At 37.8% G+C, this 16,824-nt stretch carries 14 protein-coding genes; 13 read left to right on the top strand and 1 reads right to left on the bottom strand.

Annotated features, from left to right (window positions below; translation table 11 throughout):
• Window positions 1-37 precede the first annotated feature (37 nt).
• The 8 genes from rimP (at window position 38) to ribF (ending at window position 8,649) form a co-directional block, all read left to right on the top strand.
• A complete protein-coding gene (gene rimP / locus FFM71_RS10595; RefSeq protein ID WP_171000548.1) occupies window positions 38-511 on the top strand; it encodes a ribosome maturation factor RimP in 474 nt (157 codons plus the stop codon).
• Window positions 512-521: 10 nt separating this feature from the next.
• Entirely contained in the window at window positions 522-1,748 is a 1,227-nt protein-coding gene (nusA, locus tag FFM71_RS10590) for a transcription termination factor NusA (protein WP_137612146.1), read from the top strand.
• 15 nt (window positions 1,749-1,763) lie between these two features.
• The gene (gene rnpM / locus FFM71_RS10585; RefSeq protein WP_171000547.1) at window positions 1,764-2,072 is read left to right on the top strand and encodes an RNase P modulator RnpM; all 309 of its coding nucleotides are present in this window, start codon (window positions 1,764-1,766) and stop codon (window positions 2,070-2,072) included.
• Entirely contained in the window at window positions 2,072-2,368 is a 297-nt protein-coding gene (locus tag FFM71_RS10580) for a L7Ae/L30e/S12e/Gadd45 family ribosomal protein (protein WP_137612144.1), read from the top strand. Before rnpM ends, FFM71_RS10580 begins: the two co-directional genes overlap by 1 nt.
• Before the next feature lie 13 nt (window positions 2,369-2,381).
• On the top strand, window positions 2,382-5,330 hold the full coding sequence (gene infB / locus FFM71_RS10575; RefSeq protein WP_137612143.1) for a translation initiation factor IF-2: 2,949 nt from the start codon (window positions 2,382-2,384) through the stop codon (window positions 5,328-5,330).
• Between the two features lie 483 nt (window positions 5,331-5,813).
• Complete coding sequence (gene rbfA, locus FFM71_RS10570) at window positions 5,814-6,173, top strand: 30S ribosome-binding factor RbfA (protein ID WP_137612142.1); 360 nt, start codon at window positions 5,814-5,816, stop codon at window positions 6,171-6,173.
• A 563-nt stretch (window positions 6,174-6,736) separates the two neighbouring features.
• Window positions 6,737-7,645, top strand: a complete 909-nt coding sequence (gene truB, locus FFM71_RS10565; RefSeq protein ID WP_137612141.1) for a tRNA pseudouridine(55) synthase TruB — start codon at window positions 6,737-6,739, stop codon at window positions 7,643-7,645.
• A gap of 65 nt (window positions 7,646-7,710) precedes the next feature.
• Window positions 7,711-8,649, top strand: coding sequence for a riboflavin biosynthesis protein RibF (ribF, locus tag FFM71_RS10560; protein ID WP_137612140.1), 939 nt, complete (start codon window positions 7,711-7,713; stop codon window positions 8,647-8,649).
• A gap of 560 nt (window positions 8,650-9,209) precedes the next feature.
• On the opposite strand, the gene FFM71_RS10555 is transcribed toward ribF, so the two are convergent.
• Window positions 9,210-9,725, bottom strand: a complete 516-nt coding sequence (locus tag FFM71_RS10555) for a hypothetical protein (protein WP_137612139.1) — start codon at window positions 9,723-9,725, stop codon at window positions 9,210-9,212.
• 177 nt (window positions 9,726-9,902) lie between these two features.
• On the opposite strand from FFM71_RS10555, the gene hrcA reads away from it, so the two are divergent.
• The 5 genes from hrcA to lepA all read left to right on the top strand — a co-directional run bounded on the left by hrcA (window position 9,903) and on the right by lepA (window position 16,729).
• On the top strand, window positions 9,903-10,949 hold the full coding sequence (hrcA, locus tag FFM71_RS10550; RefSeq protein WP_137612138.1) for a heat-inducible transcriptional repressor HrcA: 1,047 nt from the start codon (window positions 9,903-9,905) through the stop codon (window positions 10,947-10,949).
• A gap of 18 nt (window positions 10,950-10,967) precedes the next feature.
• Window positions 10,968-11,531, top strand: coding sequence for a nucleotide exchange factor GrpE (grpE, locus tag FFM71_RS10545; RefSeq protein ID WP_137612137.1), 564 nt, complete (start codon window positions 10,968-10,970; stop codon window positions 11,529-11,531).
• A gap of 44 nt (window positions 11,532-11,575) precedes the next feature.
• Window positions 11,576-13,435: a molecular chaperone DnaK gene (dnaK, locus tag FFM71_RS10540; RefSeq protein ID WP_137612136.1), complete on the top strand. Its 1,860-nt coding sequence runs from the start codon at window positions 11,576-11,578 to the stop codon at window positions 13,433-13,435.
• A gap of 124 nt (window positions 13,436-13,559) precedes the next feature.
• Window positions 13,560-14,696, top strand: a complete 1,137-nt coding sequence (dnaJ, locus tag FFM71_RS10535) for a molecular chaperone DnaJ (protein WP_137612135.1) — start codon at window positions 13,560-13,562, stop codon at window positions 14,694-14,696.
• Between the two features lie 188 nt (window positions 14,697-14,884).
• Window positions 14,885-16,729, top strand: coding sequence for a translation elongation factor 4 (lepA, locus tag FFM71_RS10530; protein WP_137612134.1), 1,845 nt, complete (start codon window positions 14,885-14,887; stop codon window positions 16,727-16,729).
• Window positions 16,730-16,824 lie beyond the last annotated feature (95 nt).

Here is a 16,824-nt window from a genome sequence, read left to right as displayed (position 1 = left end):
ATGCTCACTCTTTTTATTGCCGAATTACTTTGGAGGAATGTCCTTGGATACAAAAGTTGAAGAATTAAAAGCCATTTTACAGCCAATTTTAGATAAACATGATTTTTTCTTAGTTGATCTAGAATTCGTCCACGAACGTGGAGATTGGTATTTAAGAGTTTATGCTGATAAAAAAGGCGGCATCAACATTGATGACTGTGCGGTTATCAGTGAAGAATACGGAGAAAAATTGGACGAACTGAATCCAATTGATCCAGCATATTACCTAGAGGTCTCATCTCCAGGTGCCGAACGTCCATTGAAGAATGATGAAAGTCTTTCTGATTATGTGGATGATTATATTCATGCTTCTCTATATCAAAAACAAGATGGTCAAAAAGCTTTTGAAGGAACATTGAGTGAAGTAACAGATGACAAGATAAATTTGATTGTTAAAGTTAAGAATTTAAAGAAACAAGTAGAAATTAGCCGCGACAACATTGCTAAGCTTCGACTTGCAATCGAATTCTAAGGAGAAAATCATGAGTAAAGAAATGGTTGAGGCTCTCGACGCGCTTGAAAGCGAAAAGGGTATTAAAAAAGAATATGTGATTGAATCACTCGAAGCCGCTCTAGTAGCTGCTTATAAAAGAAATTACAACCAGGCCCAAAACGTTGATGTTGAATTTGACGCCAAAAAGGGTAATATACATGTTTATGCAGTTAAAGAAGTTGTTGAAGAAGTTGCTGATGATCGTTTAGAAATTAGCCTTGAAGATGCACAAAAAAAGAGTAGGGGTTATGAAATCGGCGATCATATCAAAGAAGAAGTGACGCCTAAAGATTTTGGACGGATTGCTGCCCAAACTGCTAAACAAGTTATCATGCAAAGAGTTCGTGAAGCTGAACGTGATATCATCTATAATGAATATAGCCAATATGAACATGAAATTATTCAGGGTACGGTTGAGCGAAGTGACAGTAGATATGTCTATATAACTTATGGTCGTATTGAAACAGTTATGCCAAAGTCTGACCAAATGCCAGGAGAAACGTACAATTCTCGTGATAGAATTCGTGTTTACGTTACTAAAGTTGAGAATGCTACAAAGGGTCCTCAAGTCTTTGTTTCTAGAACTGATCCAGGTTTGGTAAAGCGTTTGTTTGAACAACAAGTTCCTGAAATTTATGACGGAACAGTTGAAATTGTTTCAATCGCTCGTGAAGCTGGAGACAGAACTAAGATTGCTGTTAAATCGGACAATCCTGATGTTGATCCAGTTGGTACATGTGTTGGACCAAAGGGTGCCCGTGTTCAAGCAGTTGTTGATGAATTAAACGGTGAAAACATTGACGTTGTACCTTATGTTGATGATCCAGTTGACTTCATTGCTAACGCTTTGAATCCTGCCGAAGTTATCGCTGTTCAATTTGATGATGACGACAAGAAACAATGTATCGTTATCGTTCCTGACTATCATTTGTCTTTAGCAATTGGTAAAAAGGGTCAAAATGCGCGTTTGGCTGCTAAGTTAACTGGCTACAAGATCGATATCAAACCCGAATCACAAGTTGAATTTGTGGATGACAATGATCAAGATGTAAGTCTTGCTGATGTTGAGAGTGGTAAAATCGATATTGAAAAGACACGTGAAAATGCGGCGAATGCGGATGATGCAAAGAATCCAGCAGCCGAAGATTCAAATGACGATTCAGACGATGATGCAACTGACACAGATACAACTGATTCAACTGACTCAGAAAAGTAAAAAGGGGTGATGGACTTGGCAACTCGTAAGATACCAATGCGTAAAGATATTTTGACAAACAAGATGTATCCTAAAAGAGAAATGGTAAGAATTGTCAAAGATAAAGAAGGCAACGTTTCAATTGATCCTACCGGAAAAAAGCCCGGTCGCGGTGCTTATGTTGGCCTGGATCCCGAAGCCATTAAAAATGCAAAGTCAAAAAAATCTTTAGAAAAAGTCTTCTCACATGCAGTACCAGAAACTTTTTATGATGAATTATTCGACTTTGTCGATCATCAGAAAGCTAGAATGGATCTTTTCGGAGATTTAGGTAAGAAACATTAATGAAATCTTTCTTGAATTTTTTAGGTATTGCTGTCAGAGCACGCAAAGTTATTAGTGGAACTGAATTAACAATTAATGGCATTCGTAATGGTGAAGTTAAATTGGTGATTATAGCTTCGGATTGTAGTCCACGGACAAAAAAAGATTTGCACAACAAGGCAAGTTATTATAATGTACCTGTGGTAGATACAATAAATAGTAGCAATATAAAAACAGCTATTGGAAAAGACAGAAAAGTTATGGGAATAACAGATCTTGGATTTGCTAAAAGGTTAAAAGAATTTATGGACAATTAAGGAGAGTGATAGGATGGTCAAAAAAAGAATTTATACTATTGCAAAAGAAAATAGTGTTGATAACCAAGTAGTACTAGATGCCGCCAGTAAATTGGGCATTGATGTTAAGAACCATATGTCATCAGTAGATGAAGGCGCAGAAAAGAAGATTGTAAGTGATTTAAAGGGTGGTAAACCAGCTCCTGCAAAGGCCCCAGTTAAGTCTGTAACAAAACCAGCAGCTAAGCCTGTTTCACATCAACAAGCTACGCAATCAAAACCTGCACAACCTGCAAAAGCCGGTGAAAAACATGAAGGTAGTAATCGTAACTCTGGTGATCATAAAACTAAGATCAAGATTACTGCTGTAAGAAGAGATGCTAATAAGGGTAACGGTCACTTTGACCATCGCAACAACAATCACACATCCAATGGTAATCGTCCAGGCAGCAATAATAATACGAATACTAACCATCGTAATAACAACACTACTGCTAATGCTAATAGTAATAACAATAGAACAGATAACCGCAACACCCCATCACGTGATAACCGTAGTAACGATAATCGCAACAATCCAAATAATCGTAACAACAACAATAACCGCAATTCACAATCACGTGATAATCGCAACCGTAACAACAATAACCGACGTGATCGTTCTAACAATACTCAAGCACAAGCACCACGTCCAACACAAAGTGCGGGTAATAAGTATCTAGAACAATTTAAGACAAATATTGCTGATGCAAGTCGTATTCCTAGTCATCCAACTAGAAGTAACAATAGCCGTCCTAATAATAATCGCAACAATAATAGTAGCGATAATGCTCATAGAAATAATCAGAACAATCACCGTCCTAATACAAGCAATGGTGAAAACCAAAGCCGCTTTAACAGAAACAATAATAACAACCATAACAATACCAATAGCAATAACCGTAACAACAATAGCCAAAATAATAATCAAAACAGAAGACCAAACAATAACAACAATGCAGCTGCAAAGGCTAAGGAGACTCCAAAGTCAACTGTAGCTCATGTTGAAGTTCCAAAACCAGAATACAAGAAGCAAAAACCAACTAACAATAACCGTGACTTTGGCCATAAGACGAACCTTGCCAATCCATTTGGTAGTCGTCGTAAGAAGAAGGAACGCAAGCGTCAACAACGTCAACGTACCGAACCTAGAAAGCCAATGCCACAAAGAAAAGAACGTCCATTGCCAGAAACACTTGTTTACTCAGTTGGTATGAACGCTCAAGATATTGGTAAGTTACTTCACAGAGAACCTGCTGAATTAGTTAAGAAGCTATTCATGCTTGGTATTATGATCAACCAAAACAAGTCATTAGATAAAGATACTATTGAATTGTTAGCTGAAGATTATGGTATTAAGGCTGAAGAAAAGGTTCAAGAAGATGTTGCCGATATTGACAAGTACTTCGATGCTGAAGCTAACAATGCTGAAAACCTTGTTACACGTCCACCCGTTGTTACTATCATGGGTCACGTTGATCATGGTAAGACTACTTTGCTTGATCATTTGAGACATACACATGTTACTGCTGGTGAAGCTGGTGGTATCACTCAACATATTGGTGCTTATCAAGTACGTCTTAAGGACAGATTGATTACATTCTTGGATACTCCAGGACATGCTGCCTTTACAAATATGCGTGCTCGTGGTGCTGATATTACTGATATCGTTATCCTAGTTGTTGCAGCTGACGATGGTGTTATGCCACAGACTATTGAAGCTATCAACCATGCTAAGGCTGCAAATGACCCTATCATCGTAGCTATCAATAAGATCGATAAGCCGGGTGCTAATCCACAACACGTTACTGAAGAACTTATGAAATATGACCTTGTTCCAGAAAGTTATGGTGGGGATACAATTTTTGTTAACATTTCTGCCAAAATGGGAACAAACATCGATGAACTGCTGGAAATGATCTTGCTTGAATCTGATGTTTTGGAATTGAAAGCTAACCCTGAACAAAAGGCTATCGGTACTGTTATCGAAGCTAAGTTGGATAAGGGCCGTGGACCTGTTGCTACATTGCTTGTACAACAAGGTACATTACATGTTGGAGATCCAATCGTTGTTGGTAATACCTTCGGTCGTGTTAGAACTATGACTAACTACAATGGTAAAGACATTGAAGCTGCTAAGCCTTCAGAACCAGTCGAAGTTACTGGTTTAAATGATGTGCCAGAATCAGCTGATAAGTTTGTTGTCTTTGATGATGAAAAGACTGCTCGTGCAGCTGGTGAGGAACGTGCTAGTCGTGCCCTTCAAAAGGAACGTCAAAACACAAATCCTGTTACACTTGACAACTTATTCGAAACAATGAAAGAAGGAGAACTTAAACAAGTCGACGTTATTATTAAAGCCGATGTACAAGGTTCTGCTGAAGCCATTGCCGGAAGTTTGAAGAAGATCGAAGTTAAGGGCGTTCGTGTCAATATTATCCATTCTGCCGTTGGTGCTATTACTGAAAGTGATGTTAACCTTGCTTCTGCAAGTAATGCTATCATCATTGGATTTAATGTTCGTCCAACAGCTCAAGCTAAAGTTCAAGCTAAGGATGAAAATGTTGATATTCGTCTACACAGAGTTATTTACAAGGCTATCGATGAGATTGAAGCAGCCATGAAGGGTATGCTTGAACCTGTCTATGAAGAAAAGATTATTGGTAATCTTACAGTCCGTGAAACATACAATGTTTCTAAGATTGGTACAATTGCCGGTTGTTTCGTTGATAGTGGTAAGATTCAACGTGAAAGTGGTGTCAGACTTGTTCGTGATGGCGTTGTCGTCTACGAAGGCAAGCTTGCTTCACTTAAACGTTTCAAGGACGACGTCAAAGAAGTTGGTTCAGGATTCGAATGTGGAGTCACAATCGAAAACTACAACGATATTAAGATTGGCGACGAAATTGAAGCTTACGTAATGGAAGAAGTTCCTGTAAAATAAACTCGTAATTTAAATGATAATTAAAATAAAGTCACGATGTTTAATAAACATTCTGACTTTATTTTTTTGAAATCATGATGTGATATAATCAAGCAGTGATGAATAATGAATTAATTACTGGCTTAAGTAATGAGTAGTTCTGTTAAATATACCGTCTCCAGAGCTGAGAAATATTCACTGGCTGTGCGGACCGGTCCGAGCCTGAGAAACGGTCTCGAACCTCGGTTTGAAGCCTTACCACAAACCGGTAAGTCTCCAAACACGCCCGGTGGTGTAATGGCTAAAGCCATTACACCACTTCCACTGCCCACAAATATTTCTCAGCTCTTCCGACTAAGTGTTCTTTGGTAAATTGATTATAAAATTGCTCAAGGTCCTAAAAAAAATATTTATTTTGGGATGTAATTGAAAAAATTGTCTAAAGAATGATATGAAGTAGCACAATTCGTTAAATAGGTTTTTAAATAATGTAGGAGGTACGATATGGTTAAACATCGTATTGGTCGCGTGGAACAAGAGATTCAAAAAGAAGTAAACGACATTCTTTTAAAACGTGTTCGTGATCCAAGAGTTCAAGGTGTTACAGTTACTGGTGTTGAAATGACTGGTGACTTGCAACAAGCAACTATCTATTACAGCATCCTTTCTGAAAAAGCTAGTGATGTTGAGAAGACACAAGATGGTTTGGACAAAGCTAAGGGCTTGATCAGACGTGAACTTGGCCAAAAGTTGACTCTGTATAAAGTTCCAGAATTGGAATTTAAGCAAGATCAATCAATTCGCTACGGTGAAAAGATTGATAAGTTGATTGCTAAGTTACATCAAGACGAGGCTAATCGTTAATATATTGAATTAATGTTTTTAGTCTGGAATAAAAAAATCAGGTTTCTCTGGATAGATAAATATCTAGGGTGCCTGATTTTTTTGTATCCAACTTTTGTATTTAACTAAGGGTTGAAAGTTTAGTTAAGTATGCCGTATGCCGCTTCCAGAGCTGAGAGTATTCAATTGCTGCGCGGAACGGCCCGAGCCAAAGTGCGGTCTCGAACCTCGGTTGAAACCTCGCAAAAACCGCGAGTTTTCAACACGCCCGGTGGTGTAATTGCTAAAGCAATAACGCCACTTTCGCTGCAAAATGAATACTCTCAGCTCTTCCAACTAGTTTATTGATTTAATAGCGGAACAGTAAAATAAAGAGAATAAAGCAAAGATTTTTGAGCTGTTTAAATAAATTAGCTCTAAGCCTGTAATAATAATGGCTAGATTAATTTTCCAACCTTCAGGAATTTAACTAGCACAATGAGTTAGCTCTAGAGACTACAGAAGCTAAATAACATTATTCTCTACCTTTTTTATCCAAATACTAGTAAGATTATTGATGATATTACACAGATACGGAGATTATTATGGACGGAGTAATTCCATTAAATAAAGAAATCGGACAAACTAGTTCCGATTATGTTTATAAACTAAGAAAAATACTACATACAAGAAAGATTGGCCATACAGGGACACTAGATCCACTAGTCAATGGAGTTTTACCAATTTGTGTGGGACAAGCTACCAAACTTGTAAATGCGCTTACAGGCTCTCCTAAAGAGTATGAGGGTGAGATTACCCTAGGCAAGTCGACGACTACTGAGGATCGTGAAGGGGAGACTGTCGATGAGCAAAAGTTAGTCAAACCTTTTACAATTGATGAACTAAATCCAATTTTTGAAAAAATGACGGGTGATTTGACACAGATTCCGCCAATGTTCTCAGCGGTTCGAGTAAATGGTAAAAAACTTTATGAGTATGCTCGAGCTGGAATTGAAGTTGATCGTCCAGAAAGACATATTCATATTTACGACTTTCATGTTATGGGTGAACCGGTTTTTGACGAAACTACCGGTTATCAGACTATTAGATTTCATGTTAAGTGTTCAAAAGGAACTTACGTCAGAACATTAGCTGTTGAGTTTGGACATATGCTTGGTTTACCAGCGTTCATGTCCCAATTAACACGCGTTAAGAGTGCCGGTTTTCCAATTGAAGAGACTTTCACTCTCGGTCAAATTTCGGATATGATGGACAACGAAGATTATAGTTTTTTGAGATCCATTGATGATGTCCTAGCAGATTTACCTAGTTATGAATTAAACGATGAAGAGTGGGAAGTCCGTGTATTGCATGGTGGTTTCTTGGAGTCTATTGATTCGGATAAATCTAAGCAACTGCGGGTTCAAAGAGGTGGCGTTACGAAAGCCCTTTACAAGTATGATAAAGTAAGAGATATGTGGATTCCTGATTTAATGTTATTGAAAAATAATTAGTTTTAGGATACAGAGCCGTAGGTTTCATACCTCGAAGGCGGCAATATAAATAAAAGAGATAAAAAATGCAGATTATAAACGTTAAACATCCGTTATTAGAGCAACAACGCCCAGCAAGTGACACTGTCTTGATAATGGGATTCTTTGATGGTGTGCACTTAGGACATCAGAAGGTCATTAAAACTGGTGTCGAATTAGCTCAGAAGCATCATCTTAAAGCTGTTTTAATGACATTCGACTGTTCTCCAAGAACGATTTATCAACATGAGACAGGTTTTAAATATTTATCAACTATGCAACGTAAAGCTGAATTAGTGGAACAATTGGGGGTTGATTATCTCTACTTTGTTCATTTTACTGATGAATTTGCTCACTTAAAGCCACAAGATTTTGTTGATCAATATATGGTTGGACTCAACGCTAGCTTTGTAGTGGCGGGTTTTGATTATACTTATGGCAAAAAAGATATTGCTAACATGCAAAATTTACCTAATTATGCGAAAGAACGTTTCGAAACAGTGACTGTTCCTGAACAATTGATTGATGGTCAAAAAATTGGATCAAGTGCCATTAAACAATTTATTTTGCAGGGACATATCGGAACTGCTAATGAATTTCTTGGTTATACTTATCAAAATCAAGGAACCGTAATTCATGGTTTACAAAGAGGACGGAAATTAGGTTATCCAACAGCCAACCTGGCAGTCGATGGTTCTGAAGTGATTCCAGCCATTGGAGTTTACGCTACACGTATGAAAATTGATGGAGTTTGGTATAACGGAATGACATCAGTTGGTTATAACGTAACATTTAAAGAGAATACTGGTGTAACAATCGAAACTAATATTTTTGATTTCAATCAAGATATTTATGGTAAACACGTTGCAATCGAATGGGTTCGCTATTTACGTGGTGAAGTTAAATTTGATGATGCTGAAGGTTTAGTTAAGCAATTGGAATTGGATAAAGAAAATTCTATTAAGGCTTTAAAAAATAAATGTTGAGCAAAACATGAGATACTTTCAAGCATTAAATCACTAAAGGTCGAAAGTTTAGTTAAGTATGTCATTTCCAGAGCTGAGAGTATTCATTTGCAGCGAAAGTGGCGTTATTGCTTCAGCAATTACACCACCGGACGTGTTGAAGACTCGCGGTTTTTGCGAGGCTTCAACCGAGGAACGAGTTCGCTCTTTGGCTCGAGCCGTTCCGCGCAGCAATTGAATACTCTCAGCTCTTCCAACTAGTTTATTTTTTTAATAGCCGGAACAATAAAATGAAGATGTCTGAGTATTTAAATAAATTAGCTCTAGACCTGTAATAGTAATCGTTAGATTAATTTTTCATCTTTCAACCTTCAGTTAAATCAAACAAGTTTAATTAAGATTTATAAAAAGAAGTCATTTTTTACTTAAAAATTTTTCAAGTAAAAAATGACTTCTTTTCTTATTGCTAATTATATAAAATATTCATTGAATCAGTTTTTTAAGAAATTAAAGGTTGGAAGTTTAGTTAAGTATGCCGTTTCCAGAGCTGAGAGCATATTTAACTTAACATGACGAGTTATTTAGAACAAATGAGAATCAATGGCTCGAGTAATTTGAGTTTTTGGCAGTGCGCGATGTTTATCTAAAATTTTGTCTTGCTTATGCAATTCATTTAAGAGAGCAGCAATTGTCGGATTAGTTTTTGACATCTTTTTAATTTGCTCCATTCTTACTGCTTGATCATAAGCTTTGTTTAACTGTTTAAAAATAAGCTCGCGATTGATTAGCTCTTTGTGAACCCCATATGCTTGTCCCTCACGTTGAATAATTTGTTCTTTGGTAATAACTGCCAATATTGGACGAGTAGCGCGGTCGGAGTTTTCATTGATATCTACCTCGGTTATAATGGCAGGTACGACTGCAGTGTCATTATAGCCAGAGTTTGGAACGATAACTAAATCGCCAATTGCAACCTTTAAATCACGACTAACATAACTGTATTGGTTTCCAGATATTAAACTTTCCCATGGCTTTTCGAGAAGTTCATCATATGATCTGGCAGTCAAAAATTTCACACCGATAATTTGATTCAGCATAATTTACCTCGAATTAAATTGATTTTTCCTAAATTTTACCATAGAGTGCTATTTTTAAAATAATCACTGAAAAAATAGAAAAAATGAGCGTGCATACTTGACACTAATAGGATAGATTGTTATATTTTACATTGTTAGCACTCAGGTATGAATAGTGCTAAAAAGGAGGACGGTATAATGCTATCACAACGTCAAGATGCAATCTTGAGAGAAGTCGTGCGCATATTTACAGATACCGGCCAGCCGGTTGGTTCGAAGACATTGATGAATGAATTACCTTTCCATGTAAGTTCTGCGACAATCAGAAACGAAATGGCAATGCTAGAAGAAGTTGGTTATCTCGAGAAAACTCATCTTTCTTCTGGTAGAATTCCTTCAGCGATGGGATACCGCTATTATCTTGATCATTTAGTACAGCCTACGAGCGTACCTCAAGATATCGCGCAGAGAATTGACGATGATTTTGGCAAAACATATCACCAAATTGATGATATTATTGAACAATCTGCCAAGATCCTATCTCATCTGACCAGTTACACAGCTATTACTTTGGGTCCAGAGAGCAGTTCGATCCTTTTAACGGGTTTTAGAATTGTTCCCTTGAATCCACATCAACTTATGGCAATCATTGTTACAAGCGATAATAATGTTGAGAATAATATTTATACAATTGATGATGATTTTGATACTTCTTTAATTGAAAAAATTGTTAACATCGTGAACGACAAGTTAGTCGGGCAACCGCTACCAAGGGTTATTCAAATGTTACATACCGATGTGCCAGCAATTCTTTCAGAGTACATGTACTCATCCGACGGTTTGTTGGATATGATGGATCAGCTTTTCAAAAAGGCTGGTGCCGAGAAGTATTATGTTGATGGACAATTGAATCTTTTGAATTATGCAAACAATGAGGATTTATCGCAAGTTCAATCGTTATTCTCAATCATGAATCAAAGTACTGATTTAAGAAAACTACTCGATCCAAGTATTGCTGACGACGGCATTCGTGTTCGTCTAGGTAGTGAACTTGGGAGTGATGCATTGAAAAATTACAGTATCATAACTGCTAATTATGATGTTGGACATCATGGTAAAGGCGTTATTGCTTTGCTAGGTCCACAAACAATGCATTATTCACAATTGATTGGTTTACTTGGAGAATTTAGAGTTGAATTAGCCAAAAGACTAATTGATTATTATTCAAGGTATGATGATTCTTGAAATTTTTAGGAGGAAGTAATGGCAGATAAAGAAACAGACCAGGATTTGAAGACTTCTAAAAAGGAAGCAGCTCCAAAGACTGATGCAAAGTCAACTAAAACTGAACAGGCTAAGAAAATCGATCCGAAAGATAAAGAAATTGCGGATTTGAAGAAAAAGAATTCTGACTTAGAGGATAATCTTCTAAGAAGCCAAGCAGAAATGCAAAACATGAATAAGCGTCACAGTAAGGAAGTTGCTGACATCCTTAAATATGACGGTCAAAAATTGGCGACAGAGATTCTACCTGTTTTGGATAATCTTGAACGTGCCTTGGGTGTTAAAGCTGACGATGATGCCAGCAAACAACTGAAAAAAGGTATTGAAATGGTTCAACAACACATGGTTAAAGCATTTGAAAATAATCATGTGACAGTTATCGACAATGTTGGTGAGAAATTTGATCCAATCTTTAGTCAAGCTGTTCAAACCGTTCCAGCCGATGATAAGCATGCTAAAGATACTGTGGTACAGGTTCTTCAAAAAGGTTATAAACTTGAAGATCGTGTGCTTCGTCCAGCAATGGTTGTCGTTGCACAATAAAAGATAATTAATAAATATAAAAAAAATAAAAGAGGTTTAGGTTTATGTCTAAAGTTATTGGTATTGATTTGGGTACTACAAACTCTGCTGTAGCTGTTCTAGAAGGTGGCTCTCCAAAGATTATTACTAATCCAGAAGGCGCAAGAACAACTCCTTCAGTTGTTGCTTTCAAAGATGGTGAAATTCAAGTTGGTGAAGTTGCAAAGAGACAAGCAATCACTAACCCTGATACAGTTTCATCAATCAAGCGTCACATGGGTGAAGCAGGTTACAAAGTTGATGTTGCCGGCAAGTCATACACACCACAAGAAATTTCAGCATTCATTTTGCAACATATCAAGAAGTTCTCAGAAGATTACTTAGGTGAAGATGTTACAGATGCTGTTATTACAGTTCCTGCATACTTCAACGATTCACAAAGACAAGCTACTAAAGATGCTGGTAAAATTGCTGGTTTGAACGTTCAACGTATCGTTAACGAACCAACAGCTTCAGCACTTGCTTATGGTCTTGATAACGATAAGGGTGATGAAAAAATCCTTGTTTATGACCTTGGTGGTGGTACCTTTGATGTTTCTGTACTTCAATTAGGCGATGGTGTCTTCGAAGTACTTTCAACAAATGGTGATACACGTCTTGGTGGTGATGATTTTGATCAAAAGATCATCGACTGGTTAGTTGAACAATTCAAGGCTAAGAATGGCGTTGATTTGGGACAAGACAAGATGGCCTTACAACGTTTGAAGGATGCCGCTGAAAAAGCTAAAAAAGACTTATCAGGTGTTGCACAAACATCAATCAGTCTTCCATTTATCTCATCAGGTGCCAATGGACCACTTCACTTGGAAGAAACTTTGACACGTGCTAAGTTCGATGAATTGACAGCTGATCTTGTTGAAAGAACAAAGGTTCCAGTTGACAATGCTTTGAAGGATGCCAATTTGACAAATGCTGATATTGACAAAGTTATCCTAAATGGTGGTTCAACACGTATTCCTGCCGTTCAAGATGCTGTTGCTAAATGGACTGGCAAAGCCCCAGATCACTCAATCAACCCTGACGAAGCAGTTGCTTTAGGTGCTGCTATTCAAGGTGGTGTTATCTCTGGTGATGTTAAGGATGTTGTTTTACTTGATGTTACACCATTGTCACTTGGTATCGAAACAATGGGTGGCGTCTTCACTAAGTTGATCGATAGAAATACAACTATCCCAACAAGTAAGTCACAAGTATTTTCAACTGCTGCTGATAATCAAAATGCTGTTGATATCCATGTTCTACAAGGTGAACGTTCAATGGCTGGCGATAACAAGACCTTAGGTCGTTTCCAATTGACAGATATTCCTGCTGCACCTCGTGGCGTACCTCAGATCCAAGTTACATTCGATATCGATAAGAATGGTATTGTTAATGTTTCTGCCAAAGATATGGGTACAAACAAGGAACAAAAGATTACTATCAAGAGTTCATCAGGCTTGAGCGATGAAGAAATCGACAAGATGATGAAAGAAGCCAAGGAACACGAAGAAGAAGATAACAAACGTAAGGAAGAAGTCGATGTTAAGAATGACGTTGAACAAACATTATTCGCTACTGACAAGACTCTAAAAGACGTTAAGGGTAAAGTTTCTGACGATGAAATCAAGAAAGCTCAAGATGCTCGTGATGCTTTGAAGAAAGCTCAAGACTCTGGTGACCTTGAAGACATGAAGAAGAAACGTGACGATTTGAATAAGATCGTTCAAGACCTATCTGTTAAACTTTATCAAAAGGCCCAAGAAGAACAACAAGCTAAAGGTGCTGCTGAAGGCGCAACTGGTGCAACTGATGACAAGAAGTCAAAAGATGACAACACCGTTGATGGCGACTTTTCAGAAGTAGATCCTGATAAAGATAAGAAATAATATTTGTGATAAAGGGCAGTGGTTTAATTACTAAAACCAATTATGGTATAGTAAAAATAATAACTGCTCTTTTGAGCGTTAAAAAGGAATAAGACATTTAGTCCTATTACATAAAGGTGATTTAATGGCAGATAAAAATCCATATGACGTACTCGGCGTTGATAAGAACGCTTCTGATGACGATATAAGAAAGGCATTCCGAAAACTTTCTAAGAAGTATCATCCTGACTTGAATAAGGCGTCTGATGCTGAAGATAAGTTTAAAGAAGTTAATGCAGCCTACGAAATATTAAAAGACCCGCAAAAACGTGCTCAATATGATCAATATGGTTCTGCTGGTATGAATGGTGGTCAAGGTGGATTTGGCGGCTTCAATGGCGGAGCTGGCGGTGATCAATTTGGTGGTTTTGAAGATATTTTCAGCCAATTCTTTGGTGGCGGCGGTGCTGCTCGTCAAAATCCTAATGCCCCAAGACAAGGTTCCGACTTACAATATCGCATGGATTTAACCTTTGAAGAGGGAGTTTTCGGTAAGAAGACTAACATTTCCTACAATCGTGAAGAAGAATGTTCAACTTGTGATGGTTCTGGTGCAAAGCCGGGCACACATCCTGAAACATGTTCGAAGTGTCATGGTTCTGGTTTTGTTGAAGTCGATCGTCAAACTCCACTTGGCCGTATGCGTACAAGAGTTGTTTGTGATGTCTGCAATGGTACTGGTAAAGAAATCAAAGAAAAGTGCAACATTTGCCATGGTTCAGGTAAGGTAAACGAGAAGCACGAACTTAAGGTTACTGTTCCAGCTGGTGTTGAAGATGGACAACAAATGCATCTTGATGGTCAAGGTGAAGCCGGAACTAACGGTGGACCTTATGGTGACTTATACATCGTCTTTCACGTTGCTCCAAGTAAGGAGTTTAGACGTGATGGATCTACAATTTACGCTTCAGTAAATATCAGTTTCCCACAAGCTACATTAGGTGATGATATCAAGGTCAACACAGTTCATGGACCTGTTCAATTGAATATCCCAAGTGGTACTCAAACAGGTACGACATTCAGACTTCGTGGTAAAGGTGCTCCGGTTCTAAACAGCAAGAGTATCGGTGACGAAAAAGTTACAGTTAATATCGTTACACCTCGTAAGTTGTCAGGTGAACAACGTAGTGCTTTGAAGCAATTCGCTGAAGCTGGTGGCGATAAAGTTAAAGAAAAAGATAGTAATTTCTTTAATAAGATAAAAGATGCTTTTAATGGCTAACATTAAGGCAAACAGACACTGTGATCCGATTTGGGATTACAGTGTCTGTTTGGTTTAAGCGGAAAAGTTATGTTTCATTTTTAGTGACAATAATTGTAATGAGCCAGATTTTTTGGTGTCTAGAACATCGGTGTACAATAGTGTAAAATAGATAAAATGAGAAAATTTCTGATAGAAGGGAACAATTTATGGATTTAGACCTCAATAAGTTAAAAGAAAGACAAAAAAGAATTCGTAATTTTTCTATCGTAGCGCATATCGATCATGGTAAATCAACGATTGCTGATCGAATTTTGGAAAGAACCAAAACAATATCAAAGCGTGATATGAAAGCCCAGATTTTGGACGATATGGACTTGGAGCGCGAACGTGGTATTACAATCAAATTGAATGCGGTAGAACTTGAATATGAAGCAAAAGATGGACAGAGCTATATCTTTCATCTAATTGACACTCCAGGCCACGTGGATTTTTCATATGAGGTTTCACGGTCGTTGGCTGCCTGTGAGGGTGCATTGTTAGTTGTCGATGCTGCTCAAGGTGTTGAAGCCCAAACATTAGCTAACGCTTATTTAGCTATTGATAATGATTTGGAAATCGTGCCAGTGATCAATAAAATCGATTTGCCTTCTGCTGAACCAGATAAGGTTAAAGAAGAAATTGAAGAGATGATCGGTATTGAAGCTGATACGTCAATTTTAATGAGTGCAAAAACTGGTATTGGTGTTGATGAATTGCTGGAACGAATCGTTTCTGATGTGCCGGCCCCAGAAGGGGATCTTGATAAACCTCTTAAAGCATTGATCTTTGATTCTGTGTATGACAGTTATCGTGGCGTTGTCCTAGATGTCCGTGTTCGTGAGGGCGTTGTAAAGGTCGGAGACACGATTGAATTGATGAGTAATAAGAAGACCTTTGAAGTAACAGAAGTCGGTGTGATGTCTCCTAAGGCCGTTAAACGTGATTATTTGATGGCTGGGGATGTTGGCTATATTACTGCTAGTATCAAGACTGTTAAAGATACTCAAGTTGGTGACACGGTTACGTTAGCTGACAATCCAACAGATGAACCATTGACTGGTTATCGCAAGAGCACGCCAATGGTTTATGCTGGATTGTATCCGGTCGATAATTCAAAGTATGAAGATTTACATGAAGCTTTGGACAAATTGCAATTGAATGATGCTGCTTTGGAGTATGAGCCTGAAACATCACAAGCCTTAGGATTTGGTTTCCGTGTCGGATTTCTAGGTTTGTTGCATATGGATGTGGTTCAAGAGCGTTTGGAACGAGACTTTGATCTCGAATTGATCACGACATCACCATCAGTTGATTATCACGTTACAACTACTGATGGCAGTGAAGTTGTTGTTGATAATCCAGCTGAATTACCAGACGCTTCTGAAATTAAAGAAATCCGTGAACCTTTCGTTAGAGCTGAAATTATGGTGCCTGAGGACTTTGTTGGTCCTGTAATGGAACTTTGCCAACACAAACGTGGTGAGTTTGTAACAATGGATTATTTGGATAAATATCGAGTTAATGTCGTGTACAAGTTGCCACTACTCGAAATTATCTTTGATTTTTTCGATGATTTGAAATCGAATACTAAGGGTTATGCTTCCTTGGATTATGACGTTGAAGATTATGAGGCCAGTGAATTGGTCAAAATGGATATCTTGCTTAATGGTGAACCAATTGATGCCTTGAGTTTTATCGTCCATAAGGATTTTGCTCAAAAACGTGGTCGTGATATCGTTGCCAAATTAAAGGAAGTTATTCCTCGACAAATGTTTGAAATTCCAATTCAAGCAGCTGTCGGTAACAAGGTTGTGGCACGTTCCAACGTTAAGGCTTATCGTAAGGATGTTACTGCTAAACTTTATGGTGGTGATAGAACTCGTCGTGATAAGTTGCTTAACAAACAAAAAGAGGGTAAGAAGCGGATGAAGGAAATTGGGAAAGTTTCCGTTCCACAAGAAGCCTTTATGGCTGTCTTGAACCTTAATCGTGGGACTGAAGACGGTAAATAGGTTTCAAGCATAACTTTAAAAAAATAAATCAATAGCGCTTATAATGTAACTAACTGTTACGTTATAAGCGCTATTTTTTATTGGAGGAATTTGTT

Source organism: Companilactobacillus huachuanensis, from assembly GCF_005404815.1.
Lineage (GTDB): Bacteria > Bacillota > Bacilli > Lactobacillales > Lactobacillaceae > Companilactobacillus > Companilactobacillus huachuanensis.
Note: the sequence above shows the minus strand (reverse complement) of the source record. Positions and strands in the feature narration are given on the sequence as shown.